Here is a 19,861-nt window from a genome sequence, read left to right as displayed (position 1 = left end):
CCGAAGAAGCTTACAATTTATCATTTCGATACCACCTGCACTATATGAATAGTGACAGGGGACGGAGTGATCATGATGCTTCAATGGGCTTCCCTACGTACTCAACCAGATGACGGGAGCGGCGTTTCACTTGCTGCCCCGCAAGAAGCCCCTCAGCCCGCGCCACTGAAGTCTCCGATAGCTCTTGCCTTGGGCGGTGGTGCCGCTCGTGGCTGGGCACACATTGGCGTGCTTCGCGCTTTGGATGAAGCAGGCATCGAGATCGGCATGATCGCCGGCACATCGATCGGAGCCCTCGTAGGTGGCTGCTATCTCGCAGGCAAGCTGGATGAACTTGAAGATTTCGCAAGGTCGCTGACCAAACGGCGCATCTTCAATCTGCTCGATATTCGACTGCGTGGGAACGGGCTGTTTGGCGGGATGAAGCTGACGGCGAGGATGCAGGAACATCTGGCTGACGTCACCTTCTCCGACCTGGCGAAACCTTTCGTATGCGTGGCCACGGAGATTCGAACTGGTCATGAAGTTTGGCTGTCGAGCGGCTCGCTTATAACCGCAATGCGAGCTTCTTACGCCCTTCCCGGAGTCTTCGAGCCTGTGCTCTGCAATGGTCGCGTTCTGGTCGACGGCGCGCTGGTTAATCCCGTTCCGGTATCCGTTTGTCGGGCGTATGAGCAACAGCTGGTGGTTGCGGTGAACCTCCACTACGACCTCTTCGGCCGTGCAGCCATCATCAAGCACAATGCGGGCGATGTGCCAGCTGCTCCGGTGAAGGACAAAGCGTCGCTCGAGCAGCACCGCAACGACAACGAGACCCGGCTCGGCATAACCGGGGTCATGGTTGAAGCCTTCAACATCATCCAGGATCGCATTTCTCGAGCACGAATGGCCGGTGATCCGCCGGATCTATCGCTCCTTCCCAAGCTTGGACATATCGGTCTCACCGAGTTCCATCGAGCCGATGAAGCCATAAGAATCGGCTATGAGACCACAAGAAACCAGCTTGCTGAGCTGGATCGACTCCAAGCGGTTCTTGCTTGATTTAACAGGGTTAAACAACGTTTCTGCCGAAACGTAATGCGGTTAAGCCTCGTACAGGCTTCGTGGTTCATTGCCTCCGACCATGTTCCCGCCTCATTTCGCTCTTAGCCGTTTTGGTTGCGGAACTGCTCACGATTCGGTACGTCTGTGCTGGGATGGGGATATCGCAAATCTGAGCTGGTTCAGCTTTAGGGCCGTGTTTTTTTTCGGCACGCGCAGTTCCTGGAAGGGGTACGGTTTGAAAGTTGGCGACACGCGCTTCGTACGCGCCGGAAGGCGCGTTGTATTAACGACGCTGGCGTCAGTCCTTCTGGCCTCGTGTAGCACGAGCGGGTCGGACGAATTCATGGGGTTCTCGCCGACTTCGGCATCGTTGCAAGCTAACGCTAGCCAACCCCTCGCCTCTTTAAGCGTAGACAATTCCGAAGCTTCTCCATCCGCGACGCCTCCATTCGTACAGAATGAGGATGACCCGGTACTGCCTGAGATGGTTGCGTCTGCCCCCGGTGTCCGCCCGCTTCAGGAAGGTGAAGCCGCTCAGGTTTCGCAATTGCAAGAGACCACTCTTCAGCAACAGGCAGAAGCGTTGCAACAACAGCGGCAGGCATTTGCAGCCGAGCAGCCTCAAGCACCAGCTGTGACTGCAGCCCTCTCGGCGCAGCCGCCTGCAGCGCCGAGCGCGCCGATTCCGGCTGCTTCTGTTCCGCAAGACAGCGGAACCAGCGCAGTCCCGGTACCGCGCCCGCAGGTTGATGCTCCTGCCGCGGCGACAGCATACGCAGCTGTTAATGAAGCACCGAAAAAACGCGGTCTGTTTGCAACCCTGTTTGGCAACCAGACTCAGCCAAAGCCCGCGCAGCCAATCATCCCGCAAGCCTCCGCGCAGCCAGCCAATCAGGAAACCGTTCCTGTGGCCGCGCCGACGCCGAAACCAACGCGTCCCATCGTTCAGCTTTCGGCGAATGGCTCTTCTAATGGCGCTGTATCCGCCAGCGCATCCCAAGCTGCCCTCCCCGGTGTCCGCACGAACTCGCTTTATGAAATCTCGCGGCGGGCAGGCGTGGAGGAGAGCGACGATATCGACGTTTACGAGGGTGAGGACGTTCCGGTCCAGGTTGCTTCTGCTGCCGGTCTCGCACGTCTCGCGCCTAACGGGCTGATGCGCCAAACAGACCATGTCGACGTCGCATGCCTGAAGCCTTCTCTCGTTCGCACACTGAAGGCGATCGAGAATCATTTCGGTCGCAAGGTCATCGTCACTTCAGGTTATCGAAACCCGACGCGCAACGCGCGAGCACGTGGAGCGAAGAACTCGCTGCACATGTATTGCGCGGCAGCTGATGTGAAGGTTCAGGGCGTCAGCAAGGCGCAACTTGCTGCTTTTGCTCGCTCAATGCCCGGTCGCGGTGGGGTTGGCACCTACTGCCACACCGACGCTGTGCACATCGATGTCGGCCCTGAGCGCGACTGGAACTGGCGCTGCCGTCGCCGCAAATGATTTTTTTCGCGGGAATGTGAATAAGTTCGCATTTCCGTGAATATGGGGCTTGCACTCCCGTAAGATGCCTCATATAAGCCTCCTCGTAACTGACCAGCGCCCATCGTCTAGCGGTTAGGACAGCGCCCTTTCACGGCGCAGACAGGGGTTCGATTCCCCTTGGGCGTACCAGTTTCTTTCTCCAGTCCATTGTTATCGTTCAGTAAATTCCGGTCAGGTCGCTTGACCGGCAGACAGAAACGCGCGTCGCGTCCGCCAACGCGAGCAGCTACGGCGGCAAATTCACCTTCCCAAAAACCTGCTTACTGACTGGCCGGAAATAGCCATGCAGCAGCACGATTCATCGAGTCGTTGAACTTCACTTTGTCGACGTCGCCTGGCTTCAGCAGCGTCGATTCTTTGGCATCGATTTTTTTCGACCGCTTGCCCACCGTGGATTCGAATAACAGCGAACGACACTGCATTGTCATTGCGACCCGGCGCTTTCGGCTGCGATTTCGGTCTTTCGACGATTCTCAAGCCCATCCAGGTCCCTTGTCGCCTCAGCAACGCCCTGCCTTGCCCGCATGATGGCAGTAATATGATCGAGGCGTTCGGCGAGGTGAGACGTGAGAGCCCGCGGGGGGCTTGCACTCCCGTAAGATGCCTCATATAAGCCTCCTCGTAACTGGCCAGCGCCCATCGTCTAGCGGTTAGGACAGCGCCCTTTCACGGCGCAGACAGGGGTTCGATTCCCCTTGGGCGTACCAGTTTCTCTCTCCAATACATTGTGATCGTTCAGCAAACTTCTGGACGGGTCGATTGACCGGGAGACAGAAACGCGCATCGCGTCCGCCAGCGCGAGCAGTTACGGAAAGCAAACAGACTTTTTCAGAAACCCATTCACTGACTGGCTGGAATCAGCCCTGCAGCGGGACGATTCGTCGAGTCGTTGAACTTAACTTTGACGACGTCGCCTGGCTTCAGCAGCGTCGACTCTTTGGCGTCGATTTCGATCGCCTGCCCGCCCTCGATTCGAATCACAGCAAATGACACTGCATCGTCATTGCGACTCGGTGCCTTCTTTGCGAGCAATTCTAAAAGCAGTTTCTGCGCCGTCTCTCTGCGCAAGAGGGTCTGCTCGAGAGAGCTCTGATCTTTCTGCAGTTCGCCCGCGATTTCGGTCTTTCGACGATCCTCAAGCCCATCCAGATCCCTTGTCGCCTCAGCAACGCCCTGCCTTGCACGCATGATGGCGGTGACATGATCGAGGCGCTCGGCGCGGTGAGACGTGAGAGCCCGCTCCAGATCCGATTGTCGGGACGCGATAGCGATTCCCTTTTGCACCAATTCGGTCACCCCCTTCAGCTCTCGCTCGACGGAAGCGATCGCCTGTTCGGATGCAACTATCTTCTGCTCCAGAACCCCTATCTCGGCGTGGAGAAGATCTCGCAACTCGTCGAGTGATTTGATCTGGCGCTGAAGTTCGTTTGCCCGTGAGGTCAAAATCAACTGCTCCTGGGCCTGAACTTCCTCCGCCAGGGATCTGCCCTCTGTATCTGACGGAGCCTGGGGAAACTGGATCTCCGCTACGCCTTCACGTTCAGCTGTGAGCCTTGCGATGCGAGCCCGCGTCCGCAGGACCTCATTTTCCAGCGAACGCAATTCCCCGACCAGCTGGATCTCGTCTGCGGGCTGCACGGGTGATTCCTGCCGACCACCGCTAAGGGCCATTGCCTTCAGGACACTCATTCCGGGTCGATAGCTGAAAGCGCCTGGCGCCTTCACATCGCCCACAACGTAGACCGGGGGGTATTCAACAATTTCGACAGTTGTGTTGGGCGCATCTACCGTGCCTATCGCGGCTTGGAGCCGCTTGGAAATCTCTGCTGCTACGGACTTGCTATCTGAACCACTGACTGGAACCACACCCACCACCGGAATCGAGATGGTCCCTTCATCTCCAACCGTGAACTCGCCGCCCAGTGCGTTCCATTGTTCGTACGCACCTCGCATCGGCATCCACTGCACGACTGTCACCCGAAGCCGCGTCTGCGGAACGATGATGTCGTCAGACGGATAGGCACTGACAACGCCAGAAAAGAATGCCGCGGTTGCAACGCTGCACAACGCGGTTCGACGCATTTGAGCCAGATGAAAAATCGACATGAGGGACTACGAACCTTCCGGTGGAGTGCAGCGCCTCAGTCTCTGCAAGATCGGCTCCGGGGGTAAGGTGGACGCTCGGCGGCGCACCTCATCCTTATGGATAGCAACCTTCGACATCAGGACGCCCGAAGGCGAAAACAGGCTCACACCCAGTCGTCTCTTGACGCCAACAATAGCCAGCCACTCACCCTATTGCTTCATCGCGAGCGCGTTCGCTCCGAGCTATGGTCGCTTCGACCGGGGCCTTGCTTCGTCGGCGGGGAGGCAAATGTGCGGTTCATACGCCGCACCCGACGCAGGAGCTATTTCGTGAATTTCGCAGCAACGGACGAAAAGAACGGCGACGCAAGTATCATCTGCCCAAGCACCGGCCAGCCACGAAGAACCCTGTTGGTGATCGCATCACACGGAATGCTCCCGCACAGCATGGTGCACGCCCTCGAACGGGAGTTTCCCTGGATCACCGTCGAGCATAGGACGGAGGCGACTGCGGCCTTTGCCCGATATCATCACTCTCTTGCCCTGGTCCTGCTCGATCCGGCTTTTCTGAGCTCGCTTGAGTCGATACACGCGGCTCAGCCAATGTCGCCGCCGCAGCCGCTTGTGGCGCTGATCGAGCACGACAGCCGCGAAAGGGACACGACGCTAGCCCTCATCTCGTCATCGAGAACGGTGCGGAGCGTCCTGCCGATGAATCTCCGGCTCGATATCTGGCTGTCCGTTATTCGCTTGATGCTGAGCGGCGGTGAGTACTATCCGCCTCAAATGCTGAATCGGCACCAAGTCTCCGAGGAACAAACAGAGCGTGCACAGCGCCCGGATCTAAGCGCTGCCCCCTCCACACCCTACCTTCCTGAACTTACTCCTCGTGAGATCGAGGTATTGGGAATGGTGGCAGTGGGGATGCAGAACAAGGCGATCGCGGCAGCGTTCTCGTTGTCGGAGCACACGGTGAAGATCCACCTTCACAACATCATTGCAAAGCTCGGCGTCAGCAACAGGACGCAGGCTGCTGCAAAGTACAGGGAAGCGGCTACCCGCCGCACAGCCGATGGCTTCTGATTGATATGTAACTTCGCCGCCAATTGAGCTACGAGCGACGGCTGTGATCAAGGTAGCCAAGTTCGAAGCCCGTGAACTCGGCCGCGCGCTGGATGTCGGGAAACTTGACCATCCCCTCCCGAAACACCACGAGGCCAATCTCCCGCAGCTGCCTGAGAACCCTGTTCAGATGGATCGTGGTCATGCCGAGCGTATCCGAGAGAACTGCCTGAGAGATCGGGCACTCGTAACTATCGCCGGTTCCGCAGCCGATTAGGTGCAAACGCGCACCCAGTTCCAACAGGAAGTGTGCTGTTCGCTCCAGAGCTCCGCGCCGGCCGACACTGACGAGATGCTCGACAACCAGCGCTTCATCCCGCGATGCAGCCCATAGGAAGGCAACCGCGAGTTTCGGAGCTGTCTGAAACATCTCCCGCAACGCCTCGACGGTGACCTTTGCCACTTCGACGTCTGTAAGGGTAATGAAGCTGTAGTTGGAGCTACGAAGCAGCAAACTACGCACACCTAAAAAATCACCCGGAATGTGAATATCAATGATTTGCCGACTGCCATCCCGCAGACGCTTGTACGAGCAGGCCCAGCCTCTCCTTAAGATGTAAGCGCCTCTGGCAGAGGCAGCCTGGTAACCAATTTCGTTGCCTCCCGCGATCTGGACCCGCTTGCTCTGCAGCTCCCTGAGCTTCTCCATCTCAAGGTCGCCAAGACGCTCAAACGCCTCCAGCTTACGCGCCAGCGCATCATCGAAATGTTCCATGTGTAGTCTCTTGCGCATGTCCAGCCTGCCCACTTGCTGCCGTCATGAGCGCGTGTATTCGCCCCTCTTGCGCAAGCTTATAAATTTGAATTTATAACGTACGACAGCGACATTTGATCTACAGTCTATAAAATCCGGGATTTTCGACTATTCTGGCATCTTATTCCAATAGATACGCGAGGAGTATCTACTCCTTTTGTGGAGTAATACCTATAAAAAACACACCCTTTAGAGTGGTGACTGTCGCTTCGATCACTCATTGTCTTTTACGAACACGAGTTTCGCGACAACTTTTTGGGGAAACAGAGCAGGATCGAGATTGGCTTAGCACGCCAAAATCCCAGTCCGCCCCCTCGGAAGGCATCAGGTAACGCCAGTCATAGCAAAACGTTGCACACACGTAGTAGCGAGCCATCGTCGTGCACCACCCCCATCTGCAGCAGATCACAGACACTGCGGCAGTTTGGCCACACCCCATACAAGACCACAACATTTAACGTTGGGTTAATCTGGATCAATTTTCAGATTAATCAAAATCGCTATGGTTGTATTCGGCGGTTGAACTACGTCGATCGCCGACGAAATGCTTATCAGGGGGGCATTCAAGAGTAGAAACAAGGTGGGCTGGGCGGATCAGAATACTCCGACCATGAAGAACTCATGGATAAAACCACCACGGAAGAGGATCAGGTAATGAAAACGGGTATCGTCACCACTGGCAATCGTCATTCATACAACATGATCACGCCTCGCCCGCTTCCGGACGATATTCCTGCGCCCGCAAATGGCGCCTCGGAGGACGCGCAAGTGGATCGACGCCTGCTTATCGTGGACCACCGTGCTTTAGATCGAGAATGCTTTGCGCAGAGCTTGGCCTCTCATGGAATTGGGATGGAAGTACTTCCCGTCGCATCCATAGATGCATTTAAAGCAACCAAACAGCCACTATCATCGCTTTCGGTGGTGCTGCTCAACGTCGGCGGCCGCCGCATCAATGAGCCGTCTGTTGCGGAAGAGATCAAGAAGCTCATTGCCGAGCTTGGTCGGATCCCTTTGATCCTTCTTGCTGACACCGACGAGTTGCCTCAAATCATGCAGGCACTTGAGCTGGGTGTTCGCGGGTTCATCCCGACATCTGTGGGGATCGAAGTGTGCATTGAAGCGATCGGTCTCTCTATGGCCGGTGGCGTCTTTGTTCCTGCCAGCAGCGTCCTTGCAATGCGCAAACTGGTCGAGACGAACATCGAGAGCCACCCCTTCGCCAGCATGTTCACGTCGCGCCAGGCAGAGGTGGTGGAAGCTCTTCGCCGGGGCAAGGCCAACAAGATCATCGCCTACGAGCTGAACCTGCGCGAGAGCACCGTGAAGGTGCACATCCGAAACATCATGCGCAAGTTGAAGGCAACGAACAGGACCGAAGTCGCGTACAAGATCAACGACCTCTTCCCCTCCTCAGCCAGCACCCGAGCTCACGGTAGCTGACACCTCAATGACCGGTGCCGTTGATGACCACGGCAACGGTCTTGATCATAATCTTGATATCAGTGCCGAATGACATCATTTTCGCGTAGCGAGTGTCGTGAAGGGCCCGCTCCGCGAAAGTGCAATTGTTGCGCTCGCTAACTTGCCACAGCCCAGTCAGCCCTGGCCGCATCGAATAGTACTCGTAGCCTGGATACTGGCTACGTTGCTCAGGCAGAAAGGGGCGCGGCCCCACCAGCGCCATCTGCCCCGCAAACACGTTCCAGAGCTGCGGCAGCTCGTCCAGCGAATATTTGCGCAGAAATCTTCCTAGTTTGGTAATACGCGGATCCTGACGCAGCTTCTGATGGAGCTCCCATTCACAGCGAGCCTCGGGACATTTCTCAAGATATTCCTCCAGCATTTGCGCAGCATTGGGTCGCATCGACCGCAGCTTCCACATTCGGAACACCTGACCATCTTTGCCAACGCGCATCTGGCTGTAGAAGGCAGGGCCTCCCTCAATCCTGATCAGTAGCGCTGCCACGCCCACCACTGGAAGCACGACCGGCGCTGCGGCAAGCGTTGCAGCAATGTCGAGACAGCGCTTTGCCATGCGGTAGATCCGCCGTCTTGGCTCGGCCTCCACCCCCCCGATGATGTCGAGACCAGCGCCCGGCACGAGTTCGTGTTGAATGTCCGCCATTTTTCCCCGCCTCCCACGGAATTTTCCGCAAAAGACCGCCCCGGCCGCGCGCAGACGCGGCAGGTCGAAGCAGCGAGTTGCTGCGTTCGCGATCTCTGGTAGTTAAGGAAAAATTATTCTTGTTCGCCGCGGCGCTCAATCAATCGCCACTTAGTCTTTAAGAGCTACGACGTTGTTTTAGTTTGACTATGGGGCTCGATGACAAAACAGTGCCCGCCGTGTGGGCGGACATATGTGACCCGTATTAGCTAACTGGAGCGGTATTGTTGTCCCCGACAGGAGGGTGCGTAGTGGCCAGTTTCGACCACGACCAGGCGCCGACCGTTCTAGCTCGCTACTCCCTCAGAAGCAGTGACAACACAAGGGCGGTGCTCGCAACCTCATCTCGCCGCATCTGGAGTACCCCCTCCCCCAGACGGATGAAGCGAGCTCACGTCTTTTCCCTATTCCACGTTCCCACCGCGCTCGAAGTACTATTCGAGAACAGGAGACCAAACATGCGCTTGGCGCGATGAAGGCGTACGCGGGTGAGAATTAGATATGCCCCCAGACGAGTCCGAACTCCGCTTATGCGACGCGTCTTGATGACGGTGAGCTGTTCGCCCAGGGGGGAAGCTGCGATCGCTACACTCTTGAAGAGCCATTTTGGGTAACGCGTATAATGATGGCGGATCTGTTCGAACTCATGGGCAACGTGGCGATCCCACCGCAAGGTCAGCGCCGCATAGGAAGCGCACGGCTCCGTAAAAACTTTCGCACTCGGGACGTAGGCAATCTTGAAGCCCATGGCAGTGGCCTTCATACCCCAGTCCGTGTCTTCCATCGTGCCAATACCACCAAAAGGCCCGACCGCTTCGAATACCTTCTTCCGCACAGCCATATTTCCCGTCGCGGAGAAACCGTACTGCGTGACGTAACGGTCGTTGCGGTAGCTGTAGATACTCTCATACGCCTCGATGGGTGTGAGGGCTCTCGCACTTGCTTGCAAAATCCTTATGTCGCCTCCGATGAAGTCAACATCCTCCCGCGCACTCATGAAGGCGACGATCTGGCGGATCCAGTCGGGGGCTGCAACGCAGTCTGCGTCGATGAAGGCGAGTATCTCCCCCCGAGCGACCGCAGCGCCTTTGTTTCGCGCTGGCCCGGGACCCGGCTGCCGCTCCACCTCAAGCCTGACATTCTCAAACGCTGCGCAGACATCAGAGGGCGGGGTGTCGGATCCGTTGTCGACCACGATGATTTCAAACTCTACGCTCTCTGCTTCCTGTCCCTTAAGAGAAGTCAAGCACCGACCAAGCTCACCTGGCTCATTCAGATGGGGTATCACTATACTGACTTCGGTTTTTCTCTTCATTATTTTCAGCACCCAAAAGAATATACTTGCACCATCACACGCTGAGTGCGACTTTCATGAAAGTCAACTCATTTTTACATCGAGAAAAACTTGAGGGCCTAAATGGCTATACTTAGTATAAACTCCAACGCCAGCCCCATGAACTATGCCCTAGCCCCCTATTGCATCATCGGGGCCGGCATCGCAGGCTTGCTGATTGCCAGGCGCCTGTGCGCAGCGGGAAGGAAAGTCATCGTGGTCGAAAGCGGCGGCGATGAAGGCTCGGACGACGCGAACCAGCTCAATGAGTTCGGCAACCCTGAGGGGAGGTACACGCGGCAGCTCACAGGGCGCCGACGTGGACTTGGCGGGACTTCGCCTCTTTGGGGCGGACGCATGATCCGGCTCAGCCCCCACGAAACTTCGGCCCGGTCGCATGTGCCGGAGGGCGCCTGGGGCATCCCCCTCGCCGAACTCGACGCATATGAGAGCGAAATCGAAGCTCTGTTCAAGGTCGCCAGCGGCTCCCACGAAGACCTGCTGAGCGACGCGGGGACAACAACCAACGAGTTCCCAACAGACGAGAACTCGCTCATTCCCCGCTGGGCAAAATGCCCACGCTTCAAGAACTGCAACATTGCGACGCTCCTGAAGGACGAACTGAAGCGATCTCCCAATATCGACATTTGGCTGGACGCAACGGTTTGCGAGTTTGAAGTAGATCGCCAATCCGGGATGCTTAACGCGGTGCGCGCCCGCAGTCTGGCCGGCAAAGAGCTCCTCGTCCGGGCGGAGCGGTTCATTTTCGCAGCCGGAAGCATCGAGACGACACGCCTGCTGCTTCTATTAAATCGACAAACCAGTGAAAGGGCATTCTCACGATGTCGCGTGCTAGGACGGTACTTTCAGGATCACCTGAAGGCGCAGGTTGCCGTAATCAACCGGAAGGATTCAGCCACCACGAACCGGCTCTTCGGTTACCGCTTTGTGAAAGGCACCCGCCGCGATCTTCATCTGGAGTTGGCGCCGAAAGCCCAGGAACGCGAGGCGGTCGGTAGCGCGTTCGCCTATGTCGCTATGGACCTGGATGAAAGTCCCCTCTCTCACGTAAAGCAGATTGCGCAAGGTATCCAGCGCCGCGAAGTGGACCTGAAGGCCACCATGCGCTTGTCCAGCAATATGGGCCTGATTGCCCGCTCCGCAGCCTGGCGAATGGTGAGGAAGCAGCTCTACGTTCCGCCAGACATCGATTTCCGTCTTATGGTCTGCGTTGAGCAGCTTCCGAGCTGGAACAACCGGATCACGCTCTCCCGCACTCTCGATGCTTTAGGGGCCCCGCGGGTCCATTGCGATTGGGGACCAAACTCGACTGACGAGCGAACCTTTCGTGCAGCTGTCAAAGCCATCGACAGCTATTGGGAGCTAACGGGCTTCAAGGAAATCTGTCCTCTCGAATGGGTAACTGCGGCGCAAGAAGAGATGGTTCCACTGATAGATATCTCGGAGGCGTGTGCTCACCCCTCTGGTTCAACGCGGATGGGAACGGATCCGGCCACGTCAGTTGTGGGGCCAGACCTTCACTGTCACGAGGTGCCGAACATCTCGGTGGCCAGCGCCTCCGTCTTTCCGAGCGCTGGCAGTGCTAACCCCACACTCACCATCATGAAATTGTCTCTCTGGCTGGCGGACCAATACCTGCGTCAGCACTCTCACGAGAAGGCCGTATTCGCCGTCCATGCGTCCTGAACTAAGCGTCGAGAGGAGTAAGGGAAACCTCCAAAAAGAGTAACTGGAGGTGAAGCTTGAACACTCCAGCCCCCCCTATAGGCGATCTATCTCCAGTCAGGGATGTTGCGAAAATAGCATCAGCCGGCACATCGCCGCGAATGACGACAGGCAACGTAATGACTGACAGTGACATTCGCTTCTATTTCTCGATTCTCCTTTCGCGGTTGCCGCACATCCTCGGAATATCCATCGTCGTCGCGGGAATTGCCCTAACCATCGCCTATCTTATGCCGACAGTGTACGGCGCCAGCGCAAAGATCCTCGTTGAGCCGCCGCAGATCCCGGCCGAGATGGCGAAGCCGACGGTTCAAACGCATCCGCTTGAGCAGTTGCAGATCATCCAGCAGGAAATCACCAGACGTGAAAATCTCCTGGAACTCGCAGAGCGGCTCGACATTTTCGGCGACGCTGCTGCCAGATTGTCGGAAGGCGAGATCGTAGAAAACCTGCGCGCTCGCACGGAATTCGCGCTGGTACCTGCCGACACCCAGGGTGCAACGATATTCAGCGTCTCATTTCAGGCCCGGGAACCCGAATTGTCAGCGCGGGTGGTAAACGAGCTCGTTTCTATCATCCTTGAGAAGAACATGGATATGCGCGCCAGCAAGGCGGGCGACACCCTGGAATTCTTTGACAAGGAAGTTGCGCGTCTGGCGCGCGAGCTTGAGGCGCATGACGAAGCTGTTCTCGAATTCCGAAATGCCAACATCAACGCCTTGCCGGACAGCGTTGAGTTCAGGCGCAACCAGTTAAGCAACCTTCAAGAGCGAATGCTGCTTTTGGAGCGCGAAGAATCGTCACTTCGCGTACGGCGAACCAACCTGGTCAGGATATTCGAGACCACCGGGCAGGTCACGAGCAACGGACCCGTCTCGCTGGAGCAGGAAATGCTCAGGGATCTGAAACGGTCGCTTTCAGAGCAGCTTTCCATTTTCTCGGAAGACAGCCCCAAGATCGTCGCACTGCGGGCACGGATTGTGGGACTGCAGGACGAAGTGCAGAAGAGCCAGTCCGCGCACAAGAGCGACGGCGTTATGTCCGATCTCGACTTGCAGTTGTCGGACATTGATGAACGTCTCGCCTTCATTGAACGCGAAAAAACGTCAATCACGAAGAACCTGGGCGATCTGGCGCGCACCATTGAAGCGACGCCTCAGAACGAGACAACCTTGAATGGGTTGGAGCGCCATCGCGCCAACATTCAGGCGCAATACACCAACGCCGTAGCCAAGCTTGCTGAAGCCTCGACAGGCGAGCAGATAGAAATCCGCGCCAAAGCAGGCAGGTTTACTCTGGTAGAGCCTGCCACCCCACCCGAAAGCCGCGTTAGCCCCAACCGAAAGCGTATCGCTGGCATGGGTGTCGCCATGGGCATCTTCCTCGCCATGGGCGCGGTCATCGCGCTCGAATTGATGAACCGAACGGTTCGTAGACCCACGGATCTGGGTGATATTCTTGAGGAGCCCCTGCTGGGTACAGTACCTTACATATGGACCCCTGGCGAACAACAGCGCCGGCAGCTTCATCTCTCGGTAAGTTTGACGGCAGCAATTTGCGCGCTGATGGCGATCGCGGCAACCATCCACCATTTCCGCGAACCTCTTGCTGCGACGTTCGAGAACATCATCGAAAGCCTTGATTCAAGCAGACTTATGTAAAGCCGACAAAGGCACAGCACATGCATCAGGAAGACCACGAGACGCGTATCGTGCCTATGGAGCATATTCGTACAGCAATGCAGAAAGCCGGCGCGAGCTACGCCTCGGCACGGCCAAGCGAGCCCGTAGCTCCACTTAAACCAGCACGAGGAACCGTCTGGGACACACTACCACTGATAGAACCGGAGGCAGCAATCCTTGAGCAACACCGAATAGTCGCCGTAGACAAGCACAACCCGGCCTCATCCGCATTTGACATTCTGAGAACGCGAATACTGCAGAAGCTGCGGCAGAACGACTGGACCTCCGTCGCGATCACATCTCCAACCGCCGGCGGAGGAAAATCGTCTGTCGCCCTCAACCTGGCCTTCAGCTTATCGAGCCGGCAGGATTGCCGAACCGCAGTGGTGGATTTCGACCTGCGCTGTCCGTCTATTGCGTCGACACTAGGAGCGTACGGATCCTCTCCGATCGAGGATTTCATCCGAGGCTCCCGTAGCGTCCACCAAGCATTCCGGCGTGTTCGAGAAAACCTCGCAGTTGCGGTCAACAGCCGGCCAGTTCATTTTCCGGCGGAGCTTCTACAGGGCCCCGACACGGCCAGGTGCGTTCGAGATATCAAGCAGCAGCTCGCCCCCGATGTGATCCTCTACGACCTCCCACCGATGCTTGTGGCCGACGACGTCATGGCGTTTTTGCCGAATGTCGATTGCGCGATCCTCGTTGTGGAAGCTGAGAAAAATACACCTGAGCAAGTCGAGGGCTGCGAATACGAACTGATCTCCAAAACGAACTTCCTCGGCGCGATCCTCAACAAGTCACGGCATGCGCCACATACCTCGGCATACGGGTATGGGGGCTGATGGTGGTTCCGATCCTGACCGACGAAAATGGAACTGCAGGTGGAGTACCGGAGGCCGACAAGCCGACCGCGAAGCCGGCCGGCGGCTTGTACCTGCAGCATTTCGGCCTGACAGAGCGCCCTTTCAGCCTGCAGCCGGACCCGGCCTACCTTTTCTGGTCCGACGCCCACGCCCGTGCCTACGCCATGCTGGAATACGGGCTCGCCAGCTTTGCCCCCATCATCGTCATCACGGGTGAAATCGGCGCCGGAAAAACGACGCTTGTAAGACATCTTCTCTCATCGGCACCCGACAATTTGCACGTCGGCCTTGTATCCAACGCTCACGGACATCGCGGGCAAATCCTGCAATGGATACTGCGTGCACTCGGTGACCAGGCTGATGGCCCGATGTCATACGTCAAAAGGTTTTCGCGGTTCGAAGAATATCTGAGGCGGCAGACCGAAGCCGGAAACCGCACCTTGTTGGTGTTCGATGAAGCACAGAACCTGTCGGAAAAGATGCTCGAGGAGCTCCGGTGCTTTTCCAATCTTAACGGCGGAAACGTTGAGATGCTGCAGATCCTTCTGGTTGGGCAGCCTGAGCTGAACGACATGCTGGCCCGCCCCAGGCTGCTGCAATTCGCGCAGCGTGTGTCGGCCAAGCACCATCTGCCGGGCATGCCTGCCGAGGCGGTACGCCCCTATATCACGCATCGTCTTGCTACAGCCGGCGCCAGATCCTGGATCTTCACCCCTGGTGCGTGCGATCTGGTCGCCTCATCAAGCGGCGGCCTGCCGCGGGTGATCAATCAGATCTGCGACTACGCGTTGGTTTACGCGTTCGCCGAAGGACGCACCGTCGTCGCCAATGACCTCGTCGAGCAGGTCATTGAAGAGCGCGGCATTCGAGCGCTCGTTCCCCGGCCCGAAGGCTGAAAGAAGCACGCGTAGAATGAGCGTCGGGGAAACAATCTAGAGCGGTGCCGAGATGTATCGGCACCGCTCATTTGCATTTTCTTCTAACGCCAGACGCCGCGCGTGTCGTAGACAACCTTGCCGCCGAGCCGGGTATGTCTCATCGCCTTGAACGGTTCATGCTCGACGAGCAGTACCACGATGTCTGCCTCATCGACGGCCTGAACGGCGTTCTTCAACCGCAGGTTCTCATAAGAGCCGAGCAACGGTGGCAGTTCCGAGACGTAGGGATCGCACGCTGATATCTCTACGTCGGGCAACCCCTTGGCGATCAGGCTGACGACCTCAACCGCAGGGCTCTCTCGAATGTCGTCGACATTGGCCTTGAACGTCAAACCGAGACACGCAATCGATGGCGCACGGAAGCGCTGGGCCTTGGCGATAACTTGTTCGGCAACGTGGTTCGGCCTTCCATCATTTACCTCGCGCGCAGTCTTCAGAAGTGGTGAGAGCTCGGGCGCCGCGGCGACGATGAACCAAGGGTCCACTGGGATGCAATGCCCGCCCACTCCCGGGCCTGGGCTGAGGATGTTCACTCGCGGATGGCGATTGGCCAGGCGGATGACCTCCCAAACATCGATGTGAAGATACTCGCTGATGAGAGAGATCTCATTTGCAAATGCGATGTTGACGTCGCGATACGCGTTCTCAACGAGCTTTGCCATCTCCGCGCTCGCCGCATCGGTGAGCAGGATCTCGCCCTGGGCGAACACCCGATAGATCGCCGCAGCCTTTTGCGCGCAGCGGGGCGTGATGCCGCCGATGATGCGATCGTTCGTGATCATTTCGATCATGATGCGGCCAGGAAGCACCCGTTCCGGACAATGTACCAGATGGATATCGGGCTGGGGCTCCGTATCGTGGGGAAGCTTGAGGTCGGGCCTCATCTCCCCGATCCAGCCTTTAACCTTGTCAGTTGTTCCAGGCGGCGAGGTTGATTCCAGAACCACCACCGCCCCTCGCCGAAGCTTGGGAGCGATCTGCCGTGACGCAGATTCAACGTAGGAAAGGTCTGCCGTCCGCTCGGCCGTGAAGGGAGTCGGGACCGCGATAATATACGCATCCGCTTCGGGCACCTCCGTTGTCGCGACCAGCCGCCCCATCGCGACGGCACCGCTTACCGCTACAGCCAGATCAGGTTCGGCGAAGGGGACTTCGCCCCGGGAAACCGCCTGAACAATCGAGGGGTTCAGGTCGACGCCGATGACATCAATACCACGCGTGGCAAGAGCCACTGCTGTGGGCAGCCCGATATACCCAAGGCCGATGATTGCGACCTTGCCCGTAAATTTTTCGTCCATGACGATAGGTCCTAGATGTGCCTGATGCCTGATGCTGCGCTGCCTGAGCCTGCTCCCTCGAAAGGGTGAGCAGGTCGCAACAATTCGCCGATCGTCAGAAGAATGAAGCTGGTGTTGGTGCTGAGATAGCGCCACCACATCCGTCGGGGCTCCTGGACCACCCTGTACGCCCACTCCATTCCGGCTCGTTGCCAGGCCACCGGAGCCCGCTTCGTCTGACCCGCCATGATATCGAAGGATCCACCCACGCCATGGACAACGGAGACATTGAGGGCCGGGCCAAACTTGGCGACGAATATCTCCTTGCGCGGCGAGGTCATGCCAAGGAACAGCATGTCCGCGTCCGACGCACCAATTTCGCGCGCGATCTCTTCGCTGTCGTCTTCGGCAAAGTAGCCGTGATGGCTGCCAGCGATCCTTGCGCCGGGAAATCGTTGTCTCACTGCCTCTTTCACCGCCCCCAGGACCTCCGGCTTTGCGCCGAGGAGATAGATCGAGCGTTCTTCCCTGTCCGCCAAGGCAAGTAGCTTCTCGAAGAGATCAATCCCGGCTACCCGCTCAGGAAGCGGCCGCTTGAGCAAACGACTGGCCCAGACGACAGCCTGTCCGTCCGCGAGGAGCAAGTTGCAGTCGAGGAGGGAGTGCAAAAGCAGGTCGTCACGACGCGCCTTGACGATCTTGGCTGCGTTCAGCACGCCGATCAGCATCGGCTGCCGCAGAGCAATCGCGACGGAACATCGCCGCACGACCTCATCCAGCGTTAGCGGATCAAGCTGGAAGCCGAACAGGAGCCTACGGTCGTGGCGCGGCTGCACATTCATGCTGAGCGCTCCCCACCCGTCGGCTGTGTCCGTGCCAGCCTGCCCTTCATTCCGTCCGACAGCCATGCGAAGAGCAGCCACCCAAGTTCGTATGGACGGCACTCGTAGTCGATGCGACCTGGGCGGAAGACGCTGTCTAGGCCCGGCACCTTGAGGCCGGGAGCAGCCGCGGTGGTAGCAGCTGAAATCGCGCGTACCAGCTTCTTGGGCTCATGGCGCGCGACTTTCCGCCAAACCACATTGTTTGCCTCGCACACAAGAGACTGGCCGGCCTCATTGGGACCATCGAGCCAGTCTATGCCCTTTGCGATCGCCTCCATGTGGTCGGTTCCGCCAGCCTCGCGCAGATCAAGCAGCGCCATTGGACCCATCGCGTGCTGGTGGACGCTGTAGACTGGATAGCCCTCAACGACCGTTCCGTTGCGGGTGTCATAGTGCCACCACCATTGGCCCTGCGGCCCTTGAAGCCGACAAATCGCGCCGCCACTCGCATTCGCAGCTGCCAGTGCTTCAGGGTCATGCGTTAACATCGAAAGACGAGAAAGACCTTGGGTCGAATAGACCTGGTCGGCGAAGCAGCCGATATGAGCGCGCCAGCGTCCGCTGGCCGATTGCGGCAGGTGGTGAGGGAAGAGCCCATGGGGTCCCTGCCCCTTGAGAAGACGATCCCGTGTAAGCCTCGTCAGCGTTCTCGTATCACCTAACGGAGCGCCCGCCACGGCAGCGATCAACGTCCAGGAGCAGTCAACGGTGTCTATCGGCTGGCGCGACTCGAGCAAGGCGACGAGATGATCAAAAAGATCCGACGCGAAGTGATCGGCAGCTTCCGCTGCAGTCCAGGCCGACAAAGCGATCGCCCCAGCATCTGATGAACTCATGGCGCGTTCTGCGCACTGGATGGCCAGATCGGGCGCAGATCGACCGCCTAACACGCGGTGCTGTGTCTCTTCATCGACGTAAGACAGCCCTAAGGCGACATTCGCAGCATAGCGCAGACTGTCACCTTCGGCGCGAACGCCACTTTGCGCTCTGTCGTCAATCTTTCGAACTGTATGGGCAAAAAAGCCGCCGTCGTGCATCTGCGGCAGCCCGTTCTTCGCGAGTTCGATAAGTTGCACCGTCCGAGCATGCGTCTTCGGTGCAACGGCCTTGAGATCGCCCATTCGGCTGCTGGCAAGCTCTCCTGCGCTATCCGCTGCACCCTGTATTATCTGGTTAGTGGCTTCCACGAGCGCATCCCATTTGGTCCGAGTTGAGTTCGCTGATGCGGCTTAGAGCCGAGACCCCGGATGCCAGCAGACAGGATCAGGTGCGCGCTCGCCAGAAGGCAGATTGGATGATCAGGAAGCGTCTGCGACCCTTCGGGATGACGCTGCCTACGTCCAATGGCGGATCAAAAGCATGGCCGACACTCGCCCCTGTCCAAACGTGGATGAGTCATACGCCGCAGTCTGAGATTGCAGCGTTGCCATCTCCTGACAATGCTCGGCAGCGCTGTGACATTCAGCGACCGCAAGCGCCGGCGAGGGATTGTGAATACTCAACATCAGCTGAACCCGAGCGACAGGCTGGAGCATTTTCTGCCACCGCTCGCCGTCGTCGTCGTGACGTATAACAGCGCCGACGTCCTGCCCGGTCTCCTGGCCTCTCTTGGGCCGGGGCTGGAGGACATGCCATCTTCGCGGATCGTAATCGTCGACAACAATTCTTCAGATGCGAGTGTCGACATCGCCCGTCTGCACCCGGTCTTACCTGAAATCATCGAGACGGGACGCAATGCTGGCTATGCTGCCGGCATAAACATCGCAGCCGAGCAGGTCGGCAACGGGTACGATATCCTCGTCCTGAACCCCGATGTTCGGCTCCCACGGGGCGTGTGCAAGCGACTTCAGGAAGAACTGCACCAGGAAGATCGGGGCATAGTCGTACCAAGGATCATGAATGAGGACGGTACCCTCGCACATTCACTCCGGCGCGAGCCGAGCCTGACTACCGTCTGGTCCAACGCTGTGTTCGGAGGCAGGCTATCAGAATGGCTCGGCACCAGCGATATAATCGGCAACGCGCGGCGATATCGGAAATCGGGCGATATCGAATGGGCGACCGGTGCAGTCCTGATGATTTCCGCAGCCGCTCGCCATTCGATCGGCCCATGGGACGAGAGTTTCTTCCTGTATAGCGAAGAAGTCGATTACATGCGCCGAGCCCGGGCTGCAGGCTTGAAAGTCCACTATGTGAGCGAATTGGCGGTCACTCACATAGGCGGAGAAGCCGACAGCAATCCGTATCTGGCAGCGCTCCTCACAACCAATCAGATTCGTGATTTTGGACGCCGTCACGGCTTTCTCGCCACGACCATGTTCAGGCTGGGCGTGATAGCGGGAGCGGTATTGCGGCTGCCCCTCGGTGAGGTCCAACGCGCTTCACTTAAAGCCGCGTGCACTGCGCCGCGACGCTGATATCCGAGATAA

16 protein-coding genes and 2 tRNA genes are annotated in these 19,861 nt (G+C 57.9%); 11 read left to right on the top strand and 7 right to left on the bottom strand.

The window, feature by feature from the left end; translation table 11 throughout:
* Positions 1-72: 72 nt before the first annotated feature.
* From IOD40_RS01050 to IOD40_RS01035, 4 genes are all read left to right on the top strand, one after another.
* Positions 73-1,041, top strand: coding sequence for a patatin family protein (locus IOD40_RS01050; RefSeq protein WP_407649039.1), 969 nt, complete (start codon positions 73-75; stop codon positions 1,039-1,041).
* A 487-nt stretch (positions 1,042-1,528) separates the two neighbouring features.
* Positions 1,529-2,539, top strand: coding sequence for a YcbK family protein (locus tag IOD40_RS01045; protein WP_233713785.1), 1,011 nt, complete (start codon positions 1,529-1,531; stop codon positions 2,537-2,539).
* Between the two features lie 96 nt (positions 2,540-2,635).
* Positions 2,636-2,710: transfer RNA gene (locus IOD40_RS01040), tRNA-Glu, on the top strand.
* Between the two features lie 503 nt (positions 2,711-3,213).
* Positions 3,214-3,288: transfer RNA gene (locus tag IOD40_RS01035), tRNA-Glu, on the top strand.
* 133 nt (positions 3,289-3,421) lie between these two features.
* Here IOD40_RS01035 and IOD40_RS01030 read toward each other — a convergent pair.
* Positions 3,422-4,687 (bottom strand): polysaccharide biosynthesis/export family protein, encoded by a 1,266-nt coding sequence (locus tag IOD40_RS01030; RefSeq protein WP_198473396.1) that lies wholly within the window; start codon positions 4,685-4,687, stop codon positions 3,422-3,424.
* A gap of 309 nt (positions 4,688-4,996) precedes the next feature.
* Between IOD40_RS01030 and IOD40_RS20260 the strand changes: the two genes are divergently transcribed.
* The gene (locus IOD40_RS20260; protein WP_198473394.1) at positions 4,997-5,749 is read left to right on the top strand and encodes a helix-turn-helix transcriptional regulator; all 753 of its coding nucleotides are present in this window, start codon (positions 4,997-4,999) and stop codon (positions 5,747-5,749) included.
* Between the two features lie 28 nt (positions 5,750-5,777).
* Here the strand turns inward: IOD40_RS20260 and IOD40_RS01020 are convergent, their stop codons facing one another.
* Complete coding sequence (locus tag IOD40_RS01020) at positions 5,778-6,503, bottom strand: Crp/Fnr family transcriptional regulator (RefSeq protein WP_198473392.1); 726 nt, start codon at positions 6,501-6,503, stop codon at positions 5,778-5,780.
* Between the two features lie 738 nt (positions 6,504-7,241).
* Between IOD40_RS01020 and IOD40_RS01015 the strand changes: the two genes are divergently transcribed.
* On the top strand, positions 7,242-7,985 hold the full coding sequence (locus IOD40_RS01015) for a LuxR family transcriptional regulator (RefSeq protein WP_198474207.1): 744 nt from the start codon (positions 7,242-7,244) through the stop codon (positions 7,983-7,985).
* A 4-nt stretch (positions 7,986-7,989) separates the two neighbouring features.
* Here the strand turns inward: IOD40_RS01015 and IOD40_RS01010 are convergent, their stop codons facing one another.
* Both IOD40_RS01010 and IOD40_RS01005 read right to left on the bottom strand, forming a co-directional pair.
* Positions 7,990-8,670: a sugar transferase gene (locus IOD40_RS01010; RefSeq protein WP_198473390.1), complete on the bottom strand. Its 681-nt coding sequence runs from the start codon at positions 8,668-8,670 to the stop codon at positions 7,990-7,992.
* A gap of 430 nt (positions 8,671-9,100) precedes the next feature.
* Entirely contained in the window at positions 9,101-10,024 is a 924-nt protein-coding gene (locus tag IOD40_RS01005) for a glycosyltransferase (RefSeq protein ID WP_198473388.1), read from the bottom strand.
* A gap of 138 nt (positions 10,025-10,162) precedes the next feature.
* Between IOD40_RS01005 and IOD40_RS01000 the strand changes: the two genes are divergently transcribed.
* From IOD40_RS01000 to IOD40_RS00985, 4 genes are all read left to right on the top strand, one after another.
* A complete protein-coding gene (locus IOD40_RS01000; protein ID WP_210336758.1) occupies positions 10,163-11,749 on the top strand; it encodes a GMC oxidoreductase in 1,587 nt (528 codons plus the stop codon).
* Between the two features lie 140 nt (positions 11,750-11,889).
* Positions 11,890-13,449 carry a GumC family protein gene (locus IOD40_RS00995; RefSeq protein ID WP_210336757.1) on the top strand — a complete coding sequence of 520 codons (1,560 nt, stop codon included), beginning with the start codon at positions 11,890-11,892 and terminating at the stop codon, positions 13,447-13,449.
* A gap of 20 nt (positions 13,450-13,469) precedes the next feature.
* Complete coding sequence (locus tag IOD40_RS00990; protein ID WP_198473383.1) at positions 13,470-14,312, top strand: CpsD/CapB family tyrosine-protein kinase; 843 nt, start codon at positions 13,470-13,472, stop codon at positions 14,310-14,312.
* The gene (locus IOD40_RS00985) at positions 14,312-15,229 is read left to right on the top strand and encodes an ExeA family protein (RefSeq protein ID WP_198473381.1); all 918 of its coding nucleotides are present in this window, start codon (positions 14,312-14,314) and stop codon (positions 15,227-15,229) included. Before IOD40_RS00990 ends, IOD40_RS00985 begins: the two co-directional genes overlap by 1 nt.
* Positions 15,230-15,312: 83 nt before the next feature.
* Here the strand turns inward: IOD40_RS00985 and wecC are convergent, their stop codons facing one another.
* From wecC to IOD40_RS00970, 3 genes are read right to left on the bottom strand one after another with little or no spacing between them, the layout of a single operon-like run.
* Positions 15,313-16,569, bottom strand: a complete 1,257-nt coding sequence (gene wecC / locus IOD40_RS00980; RefSeq protein ID WP_198473379.1) for a UDP-N-acetyl-D-mannosamine dehydrogenase — start codon at positions 16,567-16,569, stop codon at positions 15,313-15,315.
* A gap of 11 nt (positions 16,570-16,580) precedes the next feature.
* Positions 16,581-17,390: a WecB/TagA/CpsF family glycosyltransferase gene (locus IOD40_RS00975; protein WP_198473377.1), complete on the bottom strand. Its 810-nt coding sequence runs from the start codon at positions 17,388-17,390 to the stop codon at positions 16,581-16,583.
* Positions 17,387-18,553 (bottom strand): hypothetical protein, encoded by a 1,167-nt coding sequence (locus IOD40_RS00970; RefSeq protein WP_198474205.1) that lies wholly within the window; start codon positions 18,551-18,553, stop codon positions 17,387-17,389. The genes IOD40_RS00975 and IOD40_RS00970 overlap by 4 nt, the downstream gene beginning before the upstream one ends.
* Positions 18,554-18,922: 369 nt before the next feature.
* On the opposite strand from IOD40_RS00970, the gene IOD40_RS00965 reads away from it, so the two are divergent.
* Entirely contained in the window at positions 18,923-19,849 is a 927-nt protein-coding gene (locus tag IOD40_RS00965; RefSeq protein ID WP_325099636.1) for a glycosyltransferase family 2 protein, read from the top strand.
* Positions 19,850-19,861: the final 12 nt, after the last annotated feature.

It is taken from the genome of Aquamicrobium zhengzhouense (assembly GCF_016124105.1).
Taxonomy (GTDB): domain Bacteria; phylum Pseudomonadota; class Alphaproteobacteria; order Rhizobiales; family Rhizobiaceae; genus Aerobium; species Aerobium zhengzhouense.
This window is presented reverse-complemented; position numbering and strand designations above follow the sequence as displayed.

Bases quoted from the DNA above. Each gene is read 5' to 3' on its own strand.
- IOD40_RS01015 (WP_198474207.1), top strand. From the start codon at position 7,242: ATGATCACGCCTCGCCCGCTTCCGGACGATATTCCTGCGCCCGCAAAT.
- wecC (WP_198473379.1), bottom strand. From the start codon at position 16,569: ATGGACGAAAAATTTACGGGCAAGGTCGCAATCATCGGCCTTGGGTAT.
- IOD40_RS01030 (WP_198473396.1), bottom strand. From the start codon at position 4,687: ATGTCGATTTTTCATCTGGCTCAAATGCGTCGAACCGCGTTGTGCAGC.
- IOD40_RS00970 (WP_198474205.1), bottom strand. From the start codon at position 18,553: ATGGGCGATCTCAAGGCCGTTGCACCGAAGACGCATGCTCGGACGGTG.
- IOD40_RS00990 (WP_198473383.1), top strand. From the start codon at position 13,470: ATGCATCAGGAAGACCACGAGACGCGTATCGTGCCTATGGAGCATATT.
- IOD40_RS01050 (WP_407649039.1), top strand. From the start codon at position 73: ATGATGCTTCAATGGGCTTCCCTACGTACTCAACCAGATGACGGGAGC.
- IOD40_RS01005 (WP_198473388.1), bottom strand. From the start codon at position 10,024: ATGAAGAGAAAAACCGAAGTCAGTATAGTGATACCCCATCTGAATGAG.
- IOD40_RS01020 (WP_198473392.1), bottom strand. From the start codon at position 6,503: ATGGAACATTTCGATGATGCGCTGGCGCGTAAGCTGGAGGCGTTTGAG.
- IOD40_RS01045 (WP_233713785.1), top strand. From the start codon at position 1,529: ATGGTTGCGTCTGCCCCCGGTGTCCGCCCGCTTCAGGAAGGTGAAGCC.
- IOD40_RS00995 (WP_210336757.1), top strand. From the start codon at position 11,890: ATGACGACAGGCAACGTAATGACTGACAGTGACATTCGCTTCTATTTC.
- IOD40_RS01000 (WP_210336758.1), top strand. From the start codon at position 10,163: ATGAACTATGCCCTAGCCCCCTATTGCATCATCGGGGCCGGCATCGCA.
- IOD40_RS01010 (WP_198473390.1), bottom strand. From the start codon at position 8,670: ATGGCGGACATTCAACACGAACTCGTGCCGGGCGCTGGTCTCGACATC.
- IOD40_RS00985 (WP_198473381.1), top strand. From the start codon at position 14,312: ATGGTGGTTCCGATCCTGACCGACGAAAATGGAACTGCAGGTGGAGTA.
- IOD40_RS00975 (WP_198473377.1), bottom strand. From the start codon at position 17,390: ATGAATGTGCAGCCGCGCCACGACCGTAGGCTCCTGTTCGGCTTCCAG.